General features: G+C 57.6%; 20 protein-coding genes. 9 read left to right on the top strand and 11 right to left on the bottom strand.

The features are described from left to right. Positions 1-5 precede the first annotated feature (5 nt). Positions 6-392 (bottom strand): DUF6124 family protein, encoded by a 387-nt coding sequence (locus tag ACA051_RS29105; RefSeq protein WP_497306439.1) that lies wholly within the window; start codon positions 390-392, stop codon positions 6-8. A gap of 456 nt (positions 393-848) precedes the next feature. Between ACA051_RS29105 and ACA051_RS29100 the strand changes: the two genes are divergently transcribed. From ACA051_RS29100 to ACA051_RS29070, 7 genes are all read left to right on the top strand, one after another. Then, a complete protein-coding gene (locus ACA051_RS29100; protein WP_497372869.1) occupies positions 849-3,209 on the top strand; it encodes a type VI secretion system Vgr family protein in 2,361 nt (786 codons plus the stop codon). Between the two features lie 14 nt (positions 3,210-3,223). Then, on the top strand, positions 3,224-5,410 hold the full coding sequence (locus tag ACA051_RS29095) for a phospholipase D-like domain-containing protein (RefSeq protein ID WP_497372867.1): 2,187 nt from the start codon (positions 3,224-3,226) through the stop codon (positions 5,408-5,410). A gap of 43 nt (positions 5,411-5,453) precedes the next feature. After that, positions 5,454-6,263, top strand: coding sequence for a tetratricopeptide repeat protein (locus ACA051_RS29090; RefSeq protein ID WP_497372865.1), 810 nt, complete (start codon positions 5,454-5,456; stop codon positions 6,261-6,263). Next, positions 6,250-7,116: a tetratricopeptide repeat protein gene (locus ACA051_RS29085; protein ID WP_497375650.1), complete on the top strand. Its 867-nt coding sequence runs from the start codon at positions 6,250-6,252 to the stop codon at positions 7,114-7,116. Before ACA051_RS29090 ends, ACA051_RS29085 begins: the two co-directional genes overlap by 14 nt. Then, on the top strand, positions 7,103-7,969 hold the full coding sequence (locus tag ACA051_RS29080; RefSeq protein ID WP_497372863.1) for a tetratricopeptide repeat protein: 867 nt from the start codon (positions 7,103-7,105) through the stop codon (positions 7,967-7,969). Before ACA051_RS29085 ends, ACA051_RS29080 begins: the two co-directional genes overlap by 14 nt. Next, a complete protein-coding gene (locus ACA051_RS29075; protein WP_497372861.1) occupies positions 7,956-8,822 on the top strand; it encodes a tetratricopeptide repeat protein in 867 nt (288 codons plus the stop codon). Before ACA051_RS29080 ends, ACA051_RS29075 begins: the two co-directional genes overlap by 14 nt. 118 nt (positions 8,823-8,940) lie before the next feature. After that, positions 8,941-9,156, top strand: coding sequence for a hypothetical protein (locus ACA051_RS29070; RefSeq protein ID WP_497372859.1), 216 nt, complete (start codon positions 8,941-8,943; stop codon positions 9,154-9,156). A 48-nt stretch (positions 9,157-9,204) separates the two neighbouring features. Here the strand turns inward: ACA051_RS29070 and ACA051_RS29065 are convergent, their stop codons facing one another. Next, positions 9,205-9,591: a DUF6124 family protein gene (locus ACA051_RS29065; protein ID WP_497372857.1), complete on the bottom strand. Its 387-nt coding sequence runs from the start codon at positions 9,589-9,591 to the stop codon at positions 9,205-9,207. Positions 9,592-10,077: 486 nt separating this feature from the next. Here ACA051_RS29065 and ACA051_RS29060 point away from each other — a divergent pair, with 486 nt between their 5' ends. Further along, the gene (locus tag ACA051_RS29060) at positions 10,078-10,467 is read left to right on the top strand and encodes a hypothetical protein (RefSeq protein WP_008150118.1); all 390 of its coding nucleotides are present in this window, start codon (positions 10,078-10,080) and stop codon (positions 10,465-10,467) included. A 252-nt stretch (positions 10,468-10,719) separates the two neighbouring features. Here ACA051_RS29060 and ACA051_RS29055 read toward each other — a convergent pair whose 3' ends face one another. From ACA051_RS29055 to exbB, 6 genes are all read right to left on the bottom strand, one after another. Further along, positions 10,720-12,120 (bottom strand): aminoacyl-tRNA deacylase and HDOD domain-containing protein, encoded by a 1,401-nt coding sequence (locus tag ACA051_RS29055; protein WP_497372855.1) that lies wholly within the window; start codon positions 12,118-12,120, stop codon positions 10,720-10,722. A 78-nt stretch (positions 12,121-12,198) separates the two neighbouring features. Then, positions 12,199-14,274: an ATP-dependent DNA helicase RecG gene (gene recG / locus ACA051_RS29050; protein WP_497306426.1), complete on the bottom strand. Its 2,076-nt coding sequence runs from the start codon at positions 14,272-14,274 to the stop codon at positions 12,199-12,201. Positions 14,275-14,283: 9 nt separating this feature from the next. Then, positions 14,284-15,213, bottom strand: coding sequence for a hydrogen peroxide-inducible genes activator (locus ACA051_RS29045; protein ID WP_497306425.1), 930 nt, complete (start codon positions 15,211-15,213; stop codon positions 14,284-14,286). 270 nt (positions 15,214-15,483) lie between these two features. Continuing rightward, complete coding sequence (locus ACA051_RS29040; RefSeq protein ID WP_497306424.1) at positions 15,484-16,233, bottom strand: energy transducer TonB family protein; 750 nt, start codon at positions 16,231-16,233, stop codon at positions 15,484-15,486. Continuing rightward, entirely contained in the window at positions 16,230-16,658 is a 429-nt protein-coding gene (exbD, locus tag ACA051_RS29035; RefSeq protein WP_010465232.1) for a TonB system transport protein ExbD, read from the bottom strand. Before exbD ends, ACA051_RS29040 begins: the two co-directional genes overlap by 4 nt. 6 nt (positions 16,659-16,664) lie before the next feature. After that, positions 16,665-17,633 carry a tonB-system energizer ExbB gene (gene exbB, locus ACA051_RS29030; RefSeq protein WP_497372853.1) on the bottom strand — a complete coding sequence of 323 codons (969 nt, stop codon included), beginning with the start codon at positions 17,631-17,633 and terminating at the stop codon, positions 16,665-16,667. Between the two features lie 190 nt (positions 17,634-17,823). On the opposite strand from exbB, the gene ACA051_RS29025 reads away from it, so the two are divergent. Next, positions 17,824-18,681: an SDR family oxidoreductase gene (locus tag ACA051_RS29025; RefSeq protein ID WP_497372851.1), complete on the top strand. Its 858-nt coding sequence runs from the start codon at positions 17,824-17,826 to the stop codon at positions 18,679-18,681. 143 nt (positions 18,682-18,824) lie between these two features. Here the strand turns inward: ACA051_RS29025 and ACA051_RS29020 are convergent, their stop codons facing one another. From ACA051_RS29020 to spoT, 3 genes are read right to left on the bottom strand one after another with little or no spacing between them, the layout of a single operon-like run. Further along, the gene (locus tag ACA051_RS29020; RefSeq protein ID WP_497306418.1) at positions 18,825-19,565 is read right to left on the bottom strand and encodes a hypothetical protein; all 741 of its coding nucleotides are present in this window, start codon (positions 19,563-19,565) and stop codon (positions 18,825-18,827) included. A 58-nt stretch (positions 19,566-19,623) separates the two neighbouring features. Next, on the bottom strand, positions 19,624-20,004 hold the full coding sequence (locus tag ACA051_RS29015; protein WP_003229509.1) for a RidA family protein: 381 nt from the start codon (positions 20,002-20,004) through the stop codon (positions 19,624-19,626). Between the two features lie 24 nt (positions 20,005-20,028). Then, positions 20,029-22,134: a bifunctional GTP diphosphokinase/guanosine-3',5'-bis pyrophosphate 3'-pyrophosphohydrolase gene (spoT, locus tag ACA051_RS29010; protein WP_403099825.1), complete on the bottom strand. Its 2,106-nt coding sequence runs from the start codon at positions 22,132-22,134 to the stop codon at positions 20,029-20,031. Positions 22,135-22,175 lie beyond the last annotated feature (41 nt).

Raw genomic sequence — 22,175 nt, 5'->3', positions numbered from 1 at the left:
TTCTCTTATGTTTTAACTTGTTGCACTTTCATCTCTAACTCATCCAGACGGTCCAAAGCTCGTTCCACCAAAAGTTGTACTCCATCCGCCATCCTGCTCAGCGCCAAGGCTACGGATCGCCGAGTGCCTTCCACATCGTCCGCCAGATCGGCGGCGATAGCGCTTATGGACAGCAGGTCTTCGGAGGCGTTGGCCAACAGAGCTTCAGTGTCGATATCGGGGGAGACGGTGAAGAGATTGCCTTTACGACGTTTGGCTGGTTTTTCGTTGGCCGGGGGGAAGTAATGGGCGAAAGCGCGGTCAACAGCTTCTTTATTGAGTTTTTCGGTGTCGAGGAATTCTTCAGTAGAGGTGCCAGATTTGTCTGGCGGGTTGGGCGTGACCTTGAACATGTATGTATCTCCATCTGTATTTTGGGAGCCACCACCGTTCGCTTGCACGCGAATATGGTGGCAACTGTGCGCAGGTGTGCAAGACCGGGCAGACGGACCCCGGCAGATCGCTCTCGAAAGAAAGATCTCCCACGCACAGCCGCCATAAAACAGGTGCCACGAGCAGGACTCTGCTCGACCAGCGACCAATGACGTTGTGCGTCGTCTTTTACCCGGACTTGCACGTCCGTGTCACCGTTTTTTGCGATGACAAGTAAAGGTTAGCGGTGAAAGTGAGGGGCGAATAGTTCATGAACAGCCCCACGTCTTGCAGGAAATGTCCGATAAACATGACATCCCTGTAGGGGCAAAATCAAAAGGCCGTGATTCCGTTTAAATAGTTGCGGCATGTAATAGATCGGTCTGACAGCGACGACCTGTCGACGTAACGGATGACCACCGAACAGGGAGCAAGCAATGTTCAACTCAGCTAACGAAACCCACTTCAGCCTGACCGTCGAAGACTACGTCGACGACCTGCAAGTGCTGTCGTTCACCGGCACCGAAGGCATCAGCCAGCCGTATCGCTTCGACCTCGAACTGGTCAGCGAAAACCCCGATCTGGACCTGGAAAAACTCCTGCACAAACAGGCGTTCCTGGCGTTCGATCCGCAAGGCTCCGGCATTCACGGCCAGATCTACCGCGTCGCCCAAGGTGACGCCGGCAAGCGACTGACCCGCTACAAAATCTCCCTGGTGCCGCAACTGCAATACCTGCATCACCGCACCAACCAGCGCATCTACCAGCAGATGTCCGCGCCGAAAATCATCGCGCTGATCCTCGACGAACACGGCATCAAGGGCAACGCCTACCGCTTCCAGCTCAGCCAACCCTGCCCTGACCGCGACTACTGCGTGCAATACGACGAAACCGACCTGCACTTCGTCCAGCGCCTGTGCGAAGAGGAAGGCATTCACTACCACTTCCAGCACAGCGAAAAAGGTCATCTGCTGGTCTTCGGTGACGACCAGACCGTGTTCCCCAAACTCGGCCAGCCAACGGCCTACGTGCAAGGCAGCGGCATGGTCGCCGACGAGCCCGTCATCAAAGGCTTCAAACTGCGCCTCGAAACCCGCACCGGCCGCGTCACCCGCCGCGACTACGACTTCGAAAAGCCGCGCCTGCAACTTGAAGCCGCCTACAAACCCGACGGCGAAAGCACCGAACCGGACCTCGAAGACTACGACTACCCCGGCCGCTTCCTCGACCGCGCGCGCGGCAAATTCCTCAGCCAACGCGCCCTCGAACGCCACCGCGCCGACTACCAGCAAGCCGAAGGCAAAAGCGATCAGACCACCCTGGTCAGCGGCCACTTCCTGGAAATGTCCGACCACCCGCGCACCGAGTGGAACGACCTCTGGCTGCTCACCGAAATCGTCCACGACGGCAAACAACCGCAAGTCCTCGAAGAGTCCGTGACCAGCGACACCACCGACAACAAAGACGACTTCCACCAGGGCTACCGCAACCGCTTCCTCGCCACCCCGTGGACCGTGTTCTACCGCCCGGCTCTGGAACACCCGAAACCCCGCGTCCTCGGCAGCCAGACCGCCATGGTCACCGGCCCCAAAGGCGAAGAGATTCACTGCGACCAATACGGCCGCATCAAAGTGCAATTCCACTGGGACCGCGAAGGGTTGGCGGATGACAAAACCAGCTGCTGGATGCGCGTTTCGTCGAGCTGGGCCGGGGATCGGTATGGCGCAATCGTCATTCCACGCATCGACATGGAAGTGCTGGTCACTTTCCTTGAAGGCGATCCTGATCAGCCGTTGGTGACCGGGTGCCTGTATCACAAGGAAAACCAGGTTCCCTACGAGTTACCGGCGAACAAGACTCGCACCGTGTTCAAAACCCTCAGCTCTCCAGGGGGCGGTGGGTTCAATGAACTGCGCATTGAAGACAAGAAAGGCGCGGAGCAGATCTTCATTCATGCCCAGCGGGATTGGGATGAAAACATTGAGCACGACCAGAAGATTCGCGTGGGTAACGAACGCCACGATACGGTGGTCAAGAACACCTACACCGAGCTGAAGGCTGAAGAGCATCGCACGACGATTGCGGATCGCAAGGTTGAAACGCGGCTCGATGATCACCTGACGATTGGGCAGAACCAGCATGTGAAGCTGGGGACTGCGCAGCTGACTAGCGTTGGGAAAGAGATTCATCTGAAGGCTGGGGCGAAGATTGTTATCGAGGCTGGCACCGAGCTGACCATTTTGGGCGGTGGCAGCTTTATCAAGCTGGATGCCGGTGGGGTGACTGTGGTTGGGCCGGTTATCAAGATTAATGCGGGTGGTTCGGCGGGCTCGGGCACCGGGATTGGCATCAAGCCACCGGTGCTGCCGGGAGCAGCGGATAAAGACAAGGCGGGGAGTTTGATGGATCAGGCGTTGGCCAATCCATTGAAGGAAACGCCTCCCGGACAGCTACGCCTACGCATTGCGCCGTTGCCGAACATGCCCGGTTATGCCGATGAGCCCTATCAGCTCTACGCGGATGGCGCGCCGATCAGCAAAGGCTTCAGTGATGAGCAGGGCAACGTGGTGTTCCAGCACATTCCCGGTACCCGCAACTATCTCGTGGAAACCATCAACGGCCATCGTTTCAGCATGGACATGAGTGAAGAGTCTACTGACCAGACGCGCCACCGCACTGAACGGCTGGGGCGTGAAGGCTACCGCGATTTTCCTGAGGGAGCGGCGTCGCTGGAAGCTGCGAACATCAGCGACGTGTTTCGCCATCTGTGGGCGGATCAAAGCGAGCCGAAGGCGTAAAAGGAGTTACTTGAATGACCTACCTCGACCAAAAATTATCGCTTTCGGTTGCAGAAAGCACCGCGACCCTGAGTGCCGACTGGTTCGCGCACAAAAACAATCCGCTGAGCCCGCCACGCCCGGCGGGCAACATCGTTACCCCGCTGGTGTGTGGCGAAGAAGCGTTCGGCAAAGTGTATGAGTGCATACAGAAGGCCAAGCGCAGCATCGACCTCATCAGCTGGGGGTTTGACCCGGGCCTGCGCCTCAATCGTGGCTCGGCCGATAGCCTCAGCCTGGGCGAGCTGCTCAAGAAAAAGGCTGATCAGGGCGTGGAAGTGCGAGTGCTGATTTGGAACAACCGACTGGCCCAGCTCGGGGAAAACTCGGTCATCGGTGAAGGCTGGAACGGTTCTGGCGGAACGTCGATGGGCTCGGGTATGACCCAAGGCCAGCCTGCGGACACCAGCGGGCGAGACGCCAAACGCCAGAAACTCCTGCAAAAGCAGCAGGAAGAGCAAGCAAAGCTGGCCAAGCTTTCACCCAGCGACGAAAGTGGCAGGCGCGCTTCGCGTGACAGGTTGATCAAGATCCAGATCGACCTGGATGCGCTGGACAGTGGCTACACCAAGGGCAGTGATTCGGGCGGAACAGTGCAAGATCCGAACGAGCAGATCAAAACGCGTGACTGGCACCGTTGGGTGCACAGCAGTGAGGCACGCAATATCGAATTTCGCACGCGGGACTTCAACTGGGCGGGCGAACTGACCTACGACGACGAAAACGGCTTGCGGGTCCATTACGGGCGTCTTGCCATTCTGTGGCGCTTGATGAAAAACGAGTCCCCGGATGTGCCTTTTATCCAGATGCTCGCACTCGGCCTGTTTCCCAGCCATCACCAGAAAACCCTGGTGATCGACTACATGGACCCGCAAACGGCCGAAGGCTTCGTTATGGGGCACAACCTGCAGCGCAACTATTGGGACACCACCGAGCATGCCTTCGACGACCAGAACGGCAAGCGCGACCAAGGCTTCGGCCCCTGGCAAGACCTCTCCCTGCATGTGCGTGGCCCGGTGCTGTTCGACCTCAACCACAACTTTTGCAATGCCTGGGACAAGGGCACCAATTGGATAAAACGTGCCTTCAGCGGCTCCTTGATCGACCAGCGAAAAGTGGTCAAGCCATTGAGCCTCATCTGCAATGGCGGTGAACCTGCGCAAATCTGCAGAACCCAGCCAGAAGAAGGACCGGAAACCACCATTCTCGAAGTGTATGAAAAGGCACTGGGCAACGTGCACCAGTACGCCTACATCGAGAACCAGTATTTCCGCTACAAACCTTTGGCCGAACGCCTGAAAAAAACCGCGGCCGACTACACCGCCGCAGGCAAGCTTCAAGACCTGTACCTGTTTGTGGTGACCAACAACCCGGAAAGCGGGCACTTCTCAAGCACCACTCACGAGACGCTGGATACCCTCGGGCAGGGAGAGCTGATGCCCTTGGCCCACCGCGATCTCAAATACGACCAGCGCCAGCTCGCCCTCCGCGAACGTGAACTGAAGGCCCAACCCAGCTCGCCTCAGCGCGATCGGGACCTTGCCGCCGTACACGCGAAAATGGCCAAGGAGAACATCGACTCCAGCCGCGCCGACGACTTGATCGAAACGGACCCCAACAAGCACTACAACCAGGCTGCGGCGAGAGAACTGGAACCTGAACTCATCCCGCCCAAGGGGCTAAAAATCATCGTTGCCACCTTGGTCAGCAGCAAGGACAGTGGAGCTCCGATAGCCACGAAAACCAGCGCAGAGCGGCAAACGGATAAGGCCATCGAAGAGCACCTCGGCCCTGAACAAGGCACGGCGCAATACAAGTCGATTTATGTGCACAGCAAATTGCTGCTGGTTGATGACCTGTTTTTCACCTTGGGTTCGGCGAATATAAATTTACGCAGCTTGCAGACTGACTCTGAATTGAACATCGCCATGCCTAGCCCGAAAACGACGCGGACTTGGAGAGATCGGTTGTGGGTGATGCATTCGGGGATGGCGGTTAGCGCGGAAGGTAGTACTCCAAGCGATAATATTAAAGATGACTTTGATAACTGGGAGCGCGCGGTAAAAAGGAACTGGAGGAATCAGAAACAAAACCTGCCTCTTAAGGGGCACCTTGTTAGATTTTGGGATTTGGTGACGCCTTATGCAAAAGCGGTTGATTAACTCAATATTCGCATTTTTATTCTTTTTTACTGGAGGTGCAGCCGTGGCTGATGAATTCAAATGTACCCATGAGGCAGATACTGCGCCGCCTCTGGATCAACAAGCAGATCAATGGTTTAAACAAGCTCGAGAGATCAGTAAAGAGCGGCTGCCTGATTGGGTTGAAGTGGCGAGTCTATACCAGCGTGCTGTAGAAAAAAATCACTGGAAGGCTATGCATAATCTTGCAGATTTATATTTGCGAGGTGATGGTGTTGAAAAGGATACAAATAAAGCAATTGATCTATATATGCTAATGGTTAAGTTGGAGGTTCCTCTTGGTTATTACGATATGAGTGTGATGACTCAGCGAGGAGTGGGGCTGGTCCAATCGGATAAAAATGCGATGATGTTCTTGTTAAAGGCAGGAGATCTAGGCAGCCCTCTGGCCCAACTTAGGCTGGGGAACATATATATATATGATCTGAAAAAATACAAACTAGGTGAGTCTTATTTACGCTGCGCTGCGCATCAGGGCGACGCAGAAGCAAATTATGAGCTGGGTGGCTATTATGAGGTGGTGGATAGGAACTATCCCGTGGCAATGCATTACTATCAAAGCGCTGCTTCCTTGGGGGAACGTAAAGGCGCAATGGAAATCAAGGATACATTTCGTGAAGGTAAGTTTTCTTATAAAAAGGATGAGAGGCTAGCCAAGGCGTACTACGAAGTGTCGAGCCAATTATCAAAAAATCCAGAACTTCGTCTTCCTAATCTAGCCAAAGATATTCCTCTTCCTCCAAATCCGGTTCAGGGTTATCACGGTGATAAAGATATCAATTGGAAACCTACTGGACGTGATGACGATTATTAAAGCATGGCTGGCGGCTGGCTTATTATCTGCCAATGGACTTGTGCTGGCTCACGAATTCAAGTGTGTCCATGAACAAGATACTGCTCCGCCTTTGAATCGACAGGCGGAGCAGTGGTTTCATCAGGGACGTTCTATCAGTAAAGAGCGCCCTGCAAACTGGACGGAAGTCGCTCGGTTCTATCAACAAGCGGTAGAAAAAAATCATTGGAAGGCTATGCACAACCTCGCCGAGCTTTATTTGCGTGCCGACGGGGTAGTCAAGGATACAAATAAAGCTATCGACCTATACATGGAGATGGTGAAGTTGAATGTGCCCTTGGGTTATTACGACATGAGTTTGATGACCCAGCGAGGTGTAGGCGTTGTGCAGTCCAATAAAGATGCCATGCTATTTCTGCTAAAGGCAGGCGACATGGGAAGCCCATTGGCTCAGACTGTGTTGGGGAATACATATATTTATAAGCTGAAAAAAGTTAGTTTGGGCGCAGCATATTTGCGCTGTGCAGCTCATCAAAATGATGCGAAGGCTAACTATGAGCTGGCTGAGTATTACGAAGTCACTGATAGAAACTATCCAGTCGCCATGCATTTCTACCAGCGTGCGGCTGCATTAGGATATGCGAAAGGGTTCTTGGCAATTGAAAATACTTTTAATTTTGGAAAGTTCGGATATAAGAAAGATGAAAGGCTAGCTAGCAATTACAGTGCGGTGTCTAGCAAGCTTTATAGTAACCCCGAACTGTTGTTTCCAAATCTCGCCAAAGATTATCCACTTCCGCCACACCCTGTTCAGGGCTATCACGGTGATAAAGATATCAACTGGAAACCGGCTGGGCGTAATGACGATTATTAAAGCATTGCTAGCTGCGGCCTTATTAAGTGCCAGTGGATTTGTTGTCGCCGACGAATTCAAGTGTGTCCATGAACAGGATACTGCTCCGTCTTTGAATCAACAGGCGGAGCAGTGGTTTCAACAGGGACGGTCTCTCAGTAAAGAGCGCCCTGCAAATTGGACGGAAGTCGCTCGGTTCTATCAACAAGCGGCAGAAAAAAATCACTGGAAGGCTATGCACAATCTTGCCGAGCTTTATTTGCTTGGCGACGGGGTTGATAAGGATACAAATAAGTCTATCGACCTATATATGGAGATGGTGAAGTTACAAGTGCCCTTGGGCTATTACGATATGAGTGTGATGACCCAACGTGGTGTTGGAGTAGTACAGTCCGAAAAAGACGCCATGATGTTTTTGCTTAAGGCTGGGGATATGGGGAGCCCGCTCGCACAGATCAGGCTGGGAAATATTTATATTTACGACCTGAAGAAATATCGACTAGGGGTGTCTTATTTGCGCTGTGCGGCGAATCAAGATGATGCGAAAGCAAATTATGAATTGGCCGCATACTACAAAATAGCTGATAGAAATTATCCTGTTGCATTGCATTATTATCAAAAGGCTGCTGCCTTAGGTGAGCGAAAAGATGCTATGCAAATCGAAAGTGTATTTCGGGATGGACTGTTTTCTTACCAGAAAAATAAGAAAGTTGAAGATGCTTATTATGAAATATCAAACCAGCTGTCGAATAATCCGGAACTTCGTTTTCCAAGCCTAGCGAGAAGCCACCCATTACCTCCAAATCCGGTTCAAGGCTATCACGGCGATAAAGATATCAACTGGAAACCGGCTGGGCGTAATGATGATTATTAAAGCATTGCTAGCTGCGGGCTTATTAAGTGCCAGTGGACGTGTTGTGGACGACGAATTCAAGTGTGTCCATGAGCAGGATACTGCTCCACCATTGAATCAACAGGCAGAACACTGGTTTCAACAGGGACGCTCTATGAGTGAAGAGCGCCCCGCAAACTGGACGGAAGTCGCACGGTTTTATCAGCAAGCGGCAGAAAAAAATCATTGGAAGGCGATGCACAATCTCGCCGAGCTTTATTTGCGTGGCGACGGGGTTGTAAAGGATACAAATAAAGCTATCGACTTATATATGCAAATGGTGAGGTTACAGGCGCCATTGGGCTATTACGATATGGGTGTTATGACTCAGCGTGGCGTTGGAGTGGTGCAGTCTGATAAAGACGCCATGATGTTCTTGCTCAAAGCTGGGGATATGGGTAGTCCGCTAGCGCAAAATAGGCTGGGCAGTATATACATATACGAACTAAAGAAATTTAAGTTTGGTGAGTCTTATCTGCGATGTGCTGCACATCAGGATGATGCGGAGGCAAGTTACGAGCTTGCTGCCTATTACAAAATAGTTGATAGAAACTACCCTGTTGCCATGCATTACTATCAGCTCGCCGCTTCTCTCGGTATGAAAAAAAGCGCGTTGCTGATTGAAAATACTTTTACGGATGGCGAATTTGGCTACGCGAAAAACCAAAAAGTAGCGAAAGCTTATAGCAATATCTCTAGTCAGCTATACAAAAATCCAGATCTACGATTTCCTGATTTAGCGAAAGATTATCCACTGCCGCCACACCCTGTTCAGGGCTATCACGCTGATAAAAACATCAACTGGAAACCCACGGGACGTGATGACGACTACTAATCCTGCGACAAAATGAGAGACTCTTTGTCAGAGAAAAGCATCCCGCTCAAATTCGCGGTGAACAGGTTTTCGACTTAAGCATGTCCATGAAGGACTCGACGAATGAAGGAGCACTGTAATGCGTAAGACCTTGGGGATTTTGGCGGCTGTGTTGTTAGCCCTTTCGATATTCAGTGCAGTGCTGGGGCTCGGGGGGATCGCTGCCGGAGCGACCGGCAGCGGAAGTATATCCAGCGGCCTTGATGTTGCCTTCACCGTGGCGTGGGTGTTCTTTGTCTTGAGTCTGTTAAGCGGAGTAGTCGCTGTTTTCTGCCCGAAAGACAGTCGTCCGTAGAGCGGGGAAGGGATGGGTTTTTTAGGCTGAACCCATCCCCCCAGTTTGCTATTTAGCGTTGGCCCGATGCTCCGCCGGATTCGGTGAATCAATATGATCCAGAGCTCGCTCCACCAACAACCGGACCCCATCCGCCAATCTGCTTAGCGCCAAGGCTAAGGAACGCCGTGCACCGTCCACGTCGTCGGCCAGGTTGGCGGCGATGGCGCTGATGGACAGCAGGTCTTCCGAGGCGTTGGCCAGAAGGGCTTCGGTGTCGATATCGGGGGAGACGGCGAAGAGGTTGCCTTTTCGAGGCTTGGGTTTGTCGCCGGGTGGTGGGGCGAAATGGTGGTCGAGGGCGCGTTCGGCGGCTTCGTGGAGTTTCTTCGAATCGAGGGATTCGTAGGGGGAGGTGGCTTCGTTTTCTGGTGGATTGGGTGTTGGCTTGATCATATGAGTAGTACCGATATTAGGAGCTAATCACCGTTTCGCTTGCGCTTCGAATGTGGTGGCAGCTGTGTATAGGTGTGCAAGACCGGAATCGGCAAACCGGCAGACCCGAAGGCCTCCCACACACAGCCGCCATAACAATTCGCGAGCATAAGAAAACGCTCGATGAATAGCCATAACCGATTGTGTGCCGATCCCGGACTTGCACGTCCGTGTCACCGATTTTGCGGTGACGAACAAAGCCTATCGGTGAAGCCCAAGGCTGCCTAGTTCACGAACAGCACCACGTATTGAAGGAAATATCCGAGGGAGTCGAGCGTAGAAAGATCAAAATCTTCACGCTTTTAAACACCCTCGTCTCGTCAATGACTTGGTAGTCATCAGCGTCAAAAACTACGGCATCTTCTTCTATCGCTGCACAACAGTGGCGTTCTCGCTTGAAGCCGCTACACTGCGCCGGCCGTTCACTTTTCTCTTGAGGCTGTGCGCATGAAATTTCGTTTTCTTCTGTGGATGCTGGGTTTGTTGATGGGTAAGGCCAGTCGGACGAATCCTGCGTTTCAGCAGCAGTTGGGTGACAAGGAATTGGTGTTCCAGCTACAGACCCTGGACGGGAAAGTGGCGCGGCATTTCTTTGTGAAGGATCAGCGCATTACCAGCAAGTCGGGCGTGTATGCCGAGCCGGCGTTTGCGATTGCCTTTAAAGATGCGGCGTATGGCTTTGCCACGATGCAGGCGAAGAACAAGCAGCTGGCGTTTATGACGGGGATTCAGGACAAGTCGATTCAGATCAAGGGCAACCCGGCGCTGGTGATCTGGTTTCAGGGGTTGACCAAGTATTTGAAGCCGCGCAAGGCGAAGGCTAAAGCCAAGGCTTGAGGTCGATGATTAACCCTGTGGCGAGGGAGCTTGCTCCCGCTGGGCTGCGAAGCGGCCCTACAGTCTGAGACCTCGGTTGTATCTGACACACTGCGTTGGCTGGGTTGCGACTGCTGCGCAGTCGAGCGGGAGCAAGCTCCCTCGCCACAGAGGTGTGGTGATTCAGAGATACCGAGGTGGATTCTTCGCGGGCAAGCCTCGCTCCTACAGGGATTGCGTGAATCCTGTGGGAGTGGGCTTGCCCGTAGTGCTTTAGGCCTGGCTGAATTGCGAAGCCAGTTCGCGCAGCAGCACTTCAGCCTCAAGCACTTTGCTGACGACGTCGTTGGCCTTGTCGCTAGTCAGGCCTACGCGTTCCAGCAATGCGTCCGGGATGTCCTCGTCGGGGCCGGAGCCAATCCCGCGTCCACGCAGCAATCGCACTGCCAAACACACCAGGTTCGGATACTCGGCATAGTCGCCGTCGTAGCTCGGATCGTGCTGGAAGCGCAACGCGGTGGCGAGTTCTTCGGGCATGTCCCAATAGCGCATCAACCACGAGCCAATCTGTTCGCGGCTGATGCCAAGCAGGTGTTGCTCGATGTAGCTGTGGCACAGGTGCGGGTTGACTTCCAGGTGGCGGCAGATCAGCGAGAAGTGCGGCGGGAACACGTGGGCCAGCAGCAAGTAGCCGAAATTGTGCAGCAGGCCGGCGAGGTAGGTCAGGCCGGCTTCCGGGCGCTGGGCGCGGGGCATGGCGCGGGTCAGGCCTTCGATGACGGCGGCGGTGTAGATCGATTGCTGCCAGTACGGCGTGGTGTGTTGCGGGTGGTCTTTGGGCAGGCTCAGGGTTTTGCCTAGGGCCAGGCCCAACGCGAGGTTGATCACCAGGTCGAAACCCAGGACACGCACGATCGCGTCTTCCACTGAACGAATTTTGCCCGGCGAGGCGTAGTACGGCGACGCGGCCCAGCTGACGACTTGGGCGGCCAGCGCCGGGTCGGTTTCGACCACGCCGGTGATGTCGTCGATGGTGGCGTTGGGGTCGACGCGCAGCTTGATGATTTTCTGCGCGGTCTCGGCCAGCGGCGGAATCTCGATGGTCTCTTCCAGACGTTGCTGGATGCGTCGCGCGGTGAACGCCTGGACGGCCTGGGTGATTTCCTGGCGGTCATCGTCGGGGCGGTCGAGGTTCGGGCGGATGGTGGTCAGGTTCTCGCCGAAGTTGGCGGCGCTGGCCTTGGTCAGCATGCTCTTGAAATCTTCGCGGGTGATTTCCAGCAGCAGGCCCGGCTCGCCCGAGTTGATCAGCAACTTCGGTTCGCGCAGCAGGCTTTCTTCGTACAGGCACGGCGAACTGGTCAGCGCCGGCAAGCCGGGCAGCAGACTCAGGTTGTGCTTACCAAGCATTTTCACAAGGCGTTCTGTGGGCACGGCGGTGAGGCGGCGACCGGTCAGTTCGGCGAGGCGGTTGAGGTCCAGCAACTGGCTTTGCGGGAACAGCACCATCAAGGCGCCGACCGCGTCGTCCACCAGAACGGCCTGCACTTTGCGCGAGGCGTTGAGGCCGTGGTGGTCGAGCACTTCTTGGTAGGCAATGCCCAACTTGCCCAGCAGCAGCCGAATAACAGACGGAGCGTGCAGGGGTTCCGGGGCGAGGGCAGCTTCAGTCATGGTCTGTATCCGTATTCAAACAATTGCAGGAGTATAACCAGCTTGTTTAAAAGCATCGTCCACAAACTGCGACGGTGCTCACACTTGGCCGTATTGCTGCCCATGGCGCAGCCAGCGGTCAAGCAACGGGCTGACATGGTCCGGCCAGCGTTCCAGCAAGGCCTGGGCGGCATCGCGCACGGCTGGCAGCAAATCGGCGTCGCGCATCAGGTCGGCGACCTTGAATTGCAGCAGGCCGGTCTGGCGCGTGCCGAGCATTTCGCCGGGGCCGCGCAGCTCGAGGTCTTTTTCGGCGATGACAAAACCGTCGTTGGTTTCGCGCATGATGCCCAGGCGCTGGCGGCCGATCTGCGACAGCGGCGGATGGTAAAGCAGCACGCAATGGCTGGCGGCGCTGCCTCGACCGACACGGCCGCGCAATTGGTGCAGTTGTGCGAGGCCAAGGCGCTCGGGGTTTTCGATGATCATCAGGCTGGCGTTTGGCACATCGACGCCGACTTCGATCACGGTGGTGGCGACCAGCAGTTGCAGGTTGCCGGCCTTGAATTCGGCCATGACGGCGGCTTTCTCGGCGGGCTTCATGCGGCCGTGGATCAGGCCAACTTTCAGTTCGCCCAGTGCTGCGGTGAGGTCTTCGTAAGTGGTCTCGGCGGCCTGGCAGGTCAGCTCTTCCGACTCTTCAATCAGCGTGCACACCCAATAGGCCTGACGCCCTTCGGCACAGGCGCCGCGCACCCGCTCGATGACTTCGACGCGTCGGGTATCGGTGACCAATACCGTGTTCACCGGGGTTCGGCCGGGCGGCAGTTCGTCGAGGATCGAGGTGTCGAGGTCGGCGTAGGCGCTCATGGCTAGCGTCCGCGGAATCGGTGTGGCGGTCATGATCAGCTGATGCGGGCACATCCGCCCGCCGACGCCTTTTTGCCGTAGCGCCAAACGCTGCTGCACACCGAAGCGGTGCTGTTCGTCGATGATCGCCAGGGCGAGGTTCTTGAACTGCACTTCGTCCTGGAACAGCGCGTGCGTGCCGACCACCATCGGTGCGCCGTTGGCGATTTGTTCCAGCGCGGCCACGCGGTTTTTGCCTTTAAGCTTGCCGGCCAGCCACGCGACTTCGATGCCCATCGGTTCGAGCCAGCGCTTGAAGGTGATGAAGTGCTGTTCGGCGAGGATCTCGGTGGGCGCCATCAGCGCGACCTGATAACCGGCCTCCAGCGCCTGAAGTGCGGCGAGGGCAGCAACCACGGTTTTGCCCGCGCCGACGTCGCCCTGGATCAGGCGCAGCATTGGTTCATGCTGACTGAGGTCGTAGGCGATTTCGTTGCCGACCCGTTGCTGGGCGCCGGTTGGCGTGAAGCCGAGATTGGCCAGGTATTGCGCTGGCAGTCGCGTGGCTTTCGGCATCGCCGGCGCGCGCAGGGAACGCATGCTTTCGCGCAGGCGTTGCTGGGACAGTTGATGAGTCAGCAGTTCTTCGAAGGCCAAACGGTGCTGCGCCCAGTGATGACCGAGGGCGAGTTCGTCGACATCGGCATCGGCGGGTGGGTGATGCAGGTAGCGGATCGCATCGGCCAGCGGCGCCAGTTGGTAGTCGCGCGCGAGTTCGGTCGGCAGCCAGTCGGGCAGGCTGGTGGGGCCGAGCATCGTCAGGGTTTGCATGCACAGTTGGCGCAAACGCTGTTGTGTCAGGCCTTCGGTGAGCGGGTAGACCGGGGTCAGGGTTTCATCCACCGGCGGTGGCTCGTCACCGGTGATGGCGCGGTACTCCGGGTGGTAGATTTCCAGCCCGGACGCACCGGGCCGCGCTTCGCCGTAGCAGCGAATCCGCGTGCCGCGTTTGAGGCCTTCTTTCTGCGCGTTGCTGAAATGGTAGAAGCGCAGGCTGAGCCCGCCGGTGCCGTCCTGAATTCGAACAACAAGGCTGCGGCGACGACCCATGACCACGTCGGCGCCGCTGACGGTGCCTTCGATCACAGCGTCCTGACCCGGTCGCAAATGGCCGATCGGGACCACACGCGTGCGGTCCTGATAGCGCAGCGGCAGGTGGAACAGCACGTCCTGAAGATTCTCCAGGCCGACCTTGGCCAGTTTCTCGGCCATGGCCTCACCGACACCCTTGAGTGCCGTCACCGACACTTGCGACAACTCGGTCATGACTGCAACTTACGCCGCAACCACCGGCACCGGCGGCTTGGCCACCGAGCACAGGCGAATGGAGTCAGCGAGGATCTCGATGGCTTTCGGACGCGGGAAGCTCGCGCGCCAAGCGATGGCCACGGTACGGAACGGTATCGGCGGCGTCAGTGGGCGCACTTCGATGATGCCGGGGGCGTAGTGATGGCTGTCCACTGCCGAGAGCGGCAGGATCGAAATGCCGAGGCCGGACGCAACCATGTGGCGGATGGTTTCCAGGGAGCTGGATTCCACCGTGGTGTGCTTGGCGCCGTCGTTGCCTTTGGCCAGGGTCGGGCAGGCTTCCAGCACTTGATCGCGGAAGCAGTGGCCTTCGCCGAGCAGCAGCAGGCTCTTGTCGTTGAGCAGGGCGGCGTCGATGGATTCTTTTTGCGTCCACGGGTGCTGGGCCGGCATCAGGACGTAGAACGGCTCGTCGTAGAGCTGCAGGGTCAGAACGTCGGCTTCGTTGAACGGCAGGGCGATGATGATCGCGTCGAGCTCGCCGTTGCGCAGTTTGTCGCGCAGCACGTGGGTGAAGTTTTCTTCGATGTACAACGGCATCTGCGGGGCGACCCGGTGCAGTTGCGGAATCAGGTGCGGAAACAGGTACGGGCCGACGGTGTAGATCGCGCCGACTTTCAGCGGAGCGGTCAGCTGGTTTTTGCCAGCCTGGGCCAGTTCGCGAATGCCTTGGGCCTGTTCCAGGACTTTCTGCGCCTGGGCAACGATGCCTTCGCCGACCGGGGTCAGGCGCACGGCGCTCTTGCTGCGCTCGAAAATCAGCACACCGAGTTCGTCTTCAAGCTTTTTCACGCCCACCGACAGGGTCGGCTGGCTGACATGGCAACGCTCGGCCGCGTGGCCGAAATGCTGCTCTTGGGCGAGGGTAACGATGTAGCGTAATTCTGTGAGAGTCATAGCAAGCGTCCATGAAGTTGCGAGCCAAGCATACCGGCTGCAATCGATAGACGCACGTTATCAGACTGAGTGTGCTGAGTGACACTGGGTAATGCCGGTTTGCCGCTGGTGGATATGCAAAAGGCACCTTTCGGTGCCTTTATGGCTATGCACGTATCTCCCTGTGGGAGCGGGCTTGCTCGCGAATACGGTGTGTCAGTCAAAGTTGATGGCGACTGTCACACCGCTTTCGCGAGCAAGCCCGCTCCCACATGGGGTTTTGTGTTGCGTTTAGCGGCGGCGTTTTTCCAGGGAGTAGAGGAACGGCGCCGTGATTTCGATGGTCCCGTTGGTCAGCATGTCGGCCGGCGGCTTGGGCAGCGGTTGGGCGAGGCGGATCATTTCCAGGGTGGCGCGGTCCAGATCGGCAGTGCCTGAACGGCCCACCAGTTCGTACGACAACACATTACCTTCGCCATCAACGATGAAGCGCAGACGGTTGGTGCCTTGCTTGCCCCGATTCTGTGCGCTCACCGGGTACTTTTTGTACTTGCCCAAGTGCGCAAGCAGGGTGCCTTCCCAGCTGGCCTTGGCAGCCTGTTGTGCCGGCGATGGACCCGGTGCCGGTTGCGCGGATTTCTCCGTCGGTGCCTGGGTCGGTTGCGCGTCGCTAGGCTTTTCCTCGGACGGCTTCTCCTTCGGCGGCTCCGGCTTTTTCTCCACAGGCTTGGGCGGTTGCGGCTTGGGCTTGGGTTTGACCGGCTTCGGCACAACGATCTCGGCCTTCGGCACTTCAGCCAGCTTCGGGATCGGCAGTTCTTCCACCGGAGCCGGTGGCTGTGGCGGCGTTATGACTTTCGGCGGTGCCGGCGGTGGTGGGGCGGGGACCGGCGCCAGCTCGACCATCATCGCCTGCGGCGGCAGCTCGATCGGTGGGCGCGACGTCCAGTTCAGCGCCAGCGCAATGGCCAGTGCATGGACGCCCAGCACCACGGCCAGGCTCGCGCTATAACGCGTCAGCTTATGGCGCGTCGTGATCATTTCTTGACTGCCGTCTCGAGCCCGACCAGACCTACCTTCAGGTAACCGGCGGAGCGCAGGTTGTCCATCACGCTCATCAGGTCGCCGTAATCCACGCCTTTATCGGCCTGGAAGAAGATCGTCGTGTCTTTCTTGCCTTGGGTCCTGGCGTCGAGGGTGGCGCCGAGTGCTTCGGCCTTCACTTCGTCTTCACCGAGGAACAGGCGCTGGTCAGCCTTGACGCTGAGGAACACCGGTTTCTCCGGCCGCGGCGCCGGTTTGGCGCTGGAAGCCGGCAGGTCGACCTTGATGTCCACGGTGGCCAGCGGAGCGGCCACCATGAAGATGATCAACAGCACCAACATCACGTCGATGAACGGCGTGACGTTGATTTCGTGGTTCTCGGCCAGATCGTCGTCTGCGCCTTCTTTCAAATGCAAGCCCATGGCTGATTACCCTACTTTGACCATGTGCGGTTGCGTGGAGCGCTCGGTGGTCGGCAGGTGATCGAGGTCACGACTGACCAGCAGCAGGACTTCAGCCGAGGCATCGGACACTTGAGCCTTGTAGCCAGCGATGGAGCGAGCGAAGACGTTGTAGATCACCACGGCAGGAATCGCCGCAACCAGGCCCAGCGCGGTGGCCAGCAGGGCTTCGGCGATGCCGGGCGCCACGACGGCGAGGTTGGTGGTCTGGGTTTTGGCGATGCCGATAAAGCTGTTCATGATGCCCCACACGGTGCCGAACAGGCCCACGAACGGCGCGGTGGAACCGATGGTGGCGAGCACGCCGGTGCCGCTGCTCATGTTACGACCGCAGGCTGCAACCAAGCGCTCGAGACGGAAGGCAACACGTTCCTTGATGCCTTCTTTCTCGCGGCTGTTGACCGACAAACGCATCTCTTCCAGGGCGTCATGCACCAGCAGGTTGGCGAGGGTGCCTTGCTGGGTGGCGGTCGCGCTGGCTTCTCTAAGGGTGGTGGCTTTTTTCAGGTGGACGATTTCGGTGCGCAGACGACGCTTGGCGCCCATCAGCTCAAAGCCCTTGGCGATCCAGATGGTCCAGGTGATGATCGAGGCGATGGCCAGGCCGATCATCACGATTTTCACGATAATGTCGGCGTTCTTGTACATGCCCCAAGGCGACAGGTCGTGGGCCATGCCCAGGGTGTTGTCGGCTTCGAGGGCTTCAGGGACGTCTTGGGCGGCTATTGCCTGGGCCGGGTCGGTTGCGGTTGGCGCAACGGCGGGAGCGGTATGATCCGCCGGGGCTGGAGCAGTGGCGGCGGCCGGAGTGGCGGGCGCTTGTGCGTCAGCGAAAGCGGCGGTCGGCGCCAGCATCAGGCTGAGCAGCAGGGCGGCCACTGCGCTCCAGGCGCGAGGTCGTTTGGTTGGCGAAGCGGGGAATTGATTGCGTGTCATGCTGGCCGGACCTGAGAGAGAAAATAGGGTAAATGTTCTTCCAGACCTCGTAAGGCCGAGAACAAAAGTGGCTGGCATTATTGCAATTAATTCTTGTTAACAAAAGTAATAGAGTATCTTTTTTTCCTTCATTGCTAGCCGCTCGTCCTTTGCCGGCGCTAGTCTGTGCCTTTCTGATGGGAGTTTTCTGATGTCTGCGCCTTCTGTTTTGATTGCCGGCTGTGGTGATGTCGGCAGTCGTCTGGCCACGCAATTGTTGGCTTGCGGGTGGGAAGTTCATGGCCTGAGGCGTGACGTTTCACGCCTGCCCGATGGGGTCATTGGCGTCGCTGGCGACTTGTTCAATGAAGACTGCCCGGAGACCTGGCCGGTTGGCGCAGTGGATTACGTGGTGTATTGCGCAGCGGCCACCGATCACGATGAAGCCGGTTATCGCGCGGCTTATGTGCAGGGCTTGCAGCATGTGCTGGAGTGGCTGAACGACTATGGGCAGGTGCCGAGTCGCCTGCTGTTTGTTTCCAGCAGCAGTGTGTATGGGCAGCAGGGTGGCGAGTGGGTCGACGAGACTTCGCCGACCATTGCCGAAGGTTATTCGGGCCGATTGATGCTGGAGGCTGAGCAAGTGGCGCTGCAGAGCGGCATCCCGGCGAGCATCGTGCGCTTGACCGGCATTTACGGCCCCGGCCGCGAATGGCTGCTGACTCAGGTGCGTCGCGGCTATCGCGTGGCCGTTGACCCACCGCTTTATGGCAACCGCATTCACGCCGACGACGCAGCGGGCTTGATGGCGTTTTTGCTTGAAGCGGATCGGCGCGGGGTGGCGCTGGATGACGTCTATATCGGCGTGGATGACGCGCCGGCGCCGCTGGCCGAAGTGGTCGGCTGGTTGCGTGAATACCTGGGCGTTACGGAATGGGCGGAGGACGCAAGCGTGCGGCGCACCGGCAGCAAGCAGTGCAGCAATGCCCGGGCGAAGGCGTTGGGCTGGGCGCCCAAGTACCCGACCTATCGCGAAGGCTACGCCGCCATTCTCGAAGGCCGCTGCTGATTTCCATACGCCCAAAAAAATTGTAGGAGCGAGGCTTGCCCGCGAAGGCGTCATAACTTCCAACATTTATGTTGGCTGTTACATCGCCTTCGCGGGCAAGCCTCGCTCCTACAATTGGATTTTTGTTGGCCTTCAGGGCCGGGTTACTGCTTTTCCAGTAACCACTTGCGATCACCCGGCGTGAACTGAGGCATTTCATCCGCCTGAGCCGTGTTCACCGCCTGCAGAATCTCAAGCTCCTTGCCCTTGCGCGCAAAGATCCAGGTATTGCCCTGGCCGTTGACTTGCAGCCACATGTTGTCATTGCCGCCGCTCATCGACGCGCAATCGCCCGCCAGGCACAGGGCATATCGATCGGCACCCGGCAGGCCGGCAACCTGGCCATCGGCCTGGAATTGCACGGAATTGCCTTCGCCCGGGCCGTTGACGATTTTCCAGCTTCCACCCATATAGGCGGTGTACAGCGCGCGTTCGAAGCTCGCGCCAATCGGTGCGCCATCCGGGACCGGAATCAACGCGCGGTCAAAGACCTGCTCCGGCTCGTTTTCGCTGGCGGCCTGGCTCAGTTGCTTGCCGTCACGCTTCAGCTCGCTGGCGGAGCTGCCATAAAAGTCGACTTTCCAGGCGCCGGACTCTTCGCCCAGCAGCTTGCCTTCGACATTTTCAAAACCATTGGTGTAGCGAGCCTGGGCGGCCTTGGTGTTGACGTCCCATTCCAGGTTCGGGCCATAAGCCTGGAGCGCTTCACGCAGGGGGCCGCCTTTGGACGCAGCGTCGATCGCCACCTGATTGATCCAGGTGCCGCTGATGTCGCGGTCGGCAGGGTTGCTGGCACAACCGCCCAAGAGTAGGGCGACCAGCGAGAGAGCTAGCGCATGGCGCATGGTGGAATCCTTTCAGAAACGAAGTCGACGCAACCTTGAAAAGGCTGCGCCGGATGTATTACTCGATGACCAGAATGGCATCCATCTCAACCTGCGAACCCTTTGGCAGGGCAGCTACGCCGATGGCGGCGCGGGCAGGGTAGGGCTGATCGAAGTACTTGCCCATGATCTCGTTGACCTTGGCGAAGTGGCTCAGGTCGGTGAGGAAGATGTTCAGTTTGACGATGTCCTTGAACGAACCGCCAGCGGCTTCGGCCACGGCTTTGAGGTTCTCGAACACCTGGACAGTCTGGGCTTCGAAGCCTTCAACCAGTTCCATGGTTTTTGGGTCCAGAGGAATCTGGCCCGACATGTAGACGGTGTTGCCAGCCTTGATCGCCTGGGAGTAAGTACCGATGGCAGCCGGGGCCTTGTCGCTGGTGATAACAGTCTTGGTCATGAATGACTCCTTGTAATAGTGGGCTTAAGCGCGCATGCGGGTGATGCGAATCACCCCGGTCAACGCGCGCAGTTTCTTGATCACGCGGGCCAGGTGCACACGGTCGTGCACGCTGACCACCAGTTGGACCACGCTGATGCGACCATCGCGTTCGTCCATGCTGATTTTCTCGATATTGCCGTCGGCCGCGTTGACGCTGCTGGCCAGTAGGGCGATCAGGCCGCGCTGGTGTTCCAGTTCGACGCGCAGCTCGACGTTGAATTCGCCGGTGACATCCTTGGCCCACGAGAGCTGGATGCATTTTTCCGGGTTGTGACGGATTTCGCTGATGTTGCGGCAGTTGTCCAGGTGCACGACCATGCCTTTGCCGGCGGACAAGTGACCGACAATCGGGTCGCCCGGGATCGGTGTGCAGCACTTGGCGTAGCTGAGGACCAGACCTTCGGTGCCGCGAATCGCCAGCGGGCCTTCCGGGCTTGGCAGCTGTTCGCCTTCGCCGAGCAGGCGGCGGGCGACCACGTAGGCCATGCGATTGCCCAGGCCGATGTCTTCCAGCAAGTCTTCGATCAGTTCGAGACGGTATTCGGCGAGCATCGCCTTGACGCGATCAGCTGCTACTTTTTCCAGCGAGCTGTCGAAACCGTTGAGCACTTTGTTCAGCAGGCGCTCGCCGAGGCTGATGGACTCGGAGCGGCGTTGCAGTTTCAGCGCATGGCGGATGTGGGTCCGCGCCTTGCCGGTGACCACGAAGTTGAGCCACGCCGGGTTCGGCCGCGCGCCGGGAGCACTGACGATCTCGACCGTGGAGCCGCTTTGCAGCGGTTCGGACAGCGGTGCGAGGCGGCGATTGATCCGGCAGGCAATGCAGCTGTTGCCCACGTCGGTGTGCACCGCGTAAGCGAAGTCGACCGCCGTGGAGCCTTTGGGCAGCTCCATGATCCGGCCTTTGGGCGTGAACACGTAGACCTCGTCCGGGAACAGGTCGATTTTCACGCTCTCGATGAATTCCAGCGAGTTGCCGGCGCGTTGCTGCATTTCCAGCACGCCTTTGACCCACTGGCGAGCACGGGCGTGAGTGCCTTTTGGCTGCTCGTCGCCGCTGGATTTGTACAGCCAATGGGCGGCGATGCCATTGTTGGCCATCTCTTCCATTTCACGGGTGCGGATCTGGATCTCGATCGGAACGCCGTGCATGCCGAACAGCGTGGTGTGCAGCGACTGATAACCGTTGGCCTTGGGAATCGCGATGTAATCCTTGAAGCGCCCCGGCAACGGTTTGTACAAATTATGCACAGCACCCAGCACGCGGTAGCAGGTATCGACCTTGTCGACGATGATCCGGAACGCGTAGACGTCCATGATCTCGTTGAAGGCCCGACGCTTGCCACGCATTTTCTTGTAGATGCCGTAGAGGTGTTTCTGACGACCGCTGACCTCGCCCTGGATGCCATCGATGGCCAGGCAGTGGCTGAGGGACTCTTCGATCTTGTTGACGATTTCCTTGCGGTTGCCCCGGGCGCGTTTGACCGCCTGGTTGATTCGCGCGGAACGCATCGGGTGCATCGCCTTGAAGCCGAGGTCTTCGAATTCTATGCGGATGGCGTGCATGCCCAGCCGGTTGGCGATGGGCGCATAGATTTCCAGGGTTTCCTTGGCGATCCGTCGGCGTTTTTCGCCGGACAGCACTTCCAGCGTGCGCATGTTGTGCAGGCGGTCGGCGAGCTTGACCAGGATCACGCGAATGTCGCGCGCCATGGCCATGGCCATTTTCTGGAAGTTTTCGGCTTGTGCTTCGGCCTTGGTCTCGAAGTTCATCTGGGTCAGTTTGCTGACCCCGTCGACCAGTTCGGCCACGGTTTCGCCGAACTGCGCTTGCAGCGCTTCCTTGGCAATACCGGTGTCTTCGATCACGTCATGCAGCATCGCCGCCATCAGGCTCTGATGGTCCATGTGCATGTCGGCAAGAATATTCGCCACCGCAAGAGGATGCGTGACATACGCCTCACCGCTGCGGCGGCGTTGGCCGTCGTGGGCTTGTTCGGCGTAGAAGTACGCTCGGCGGACCAGGTTGACCTGGTCCTTGCCGAGGTAGGTCGATAAGCGATCGGCGAGGGCGTCTATGCTCGGCATGATAACTCCTGCCGTTCGCTGTGACCCCGCGCCGTGCTACG

The organism is Pseudomonas sp. LBUM1669 (genome assembly GCF_059695705.1).
Note: the sequence above shows the minus strand (reverse complement) of the source record. Positions and strands in the feature narration are given on the sequence as shown.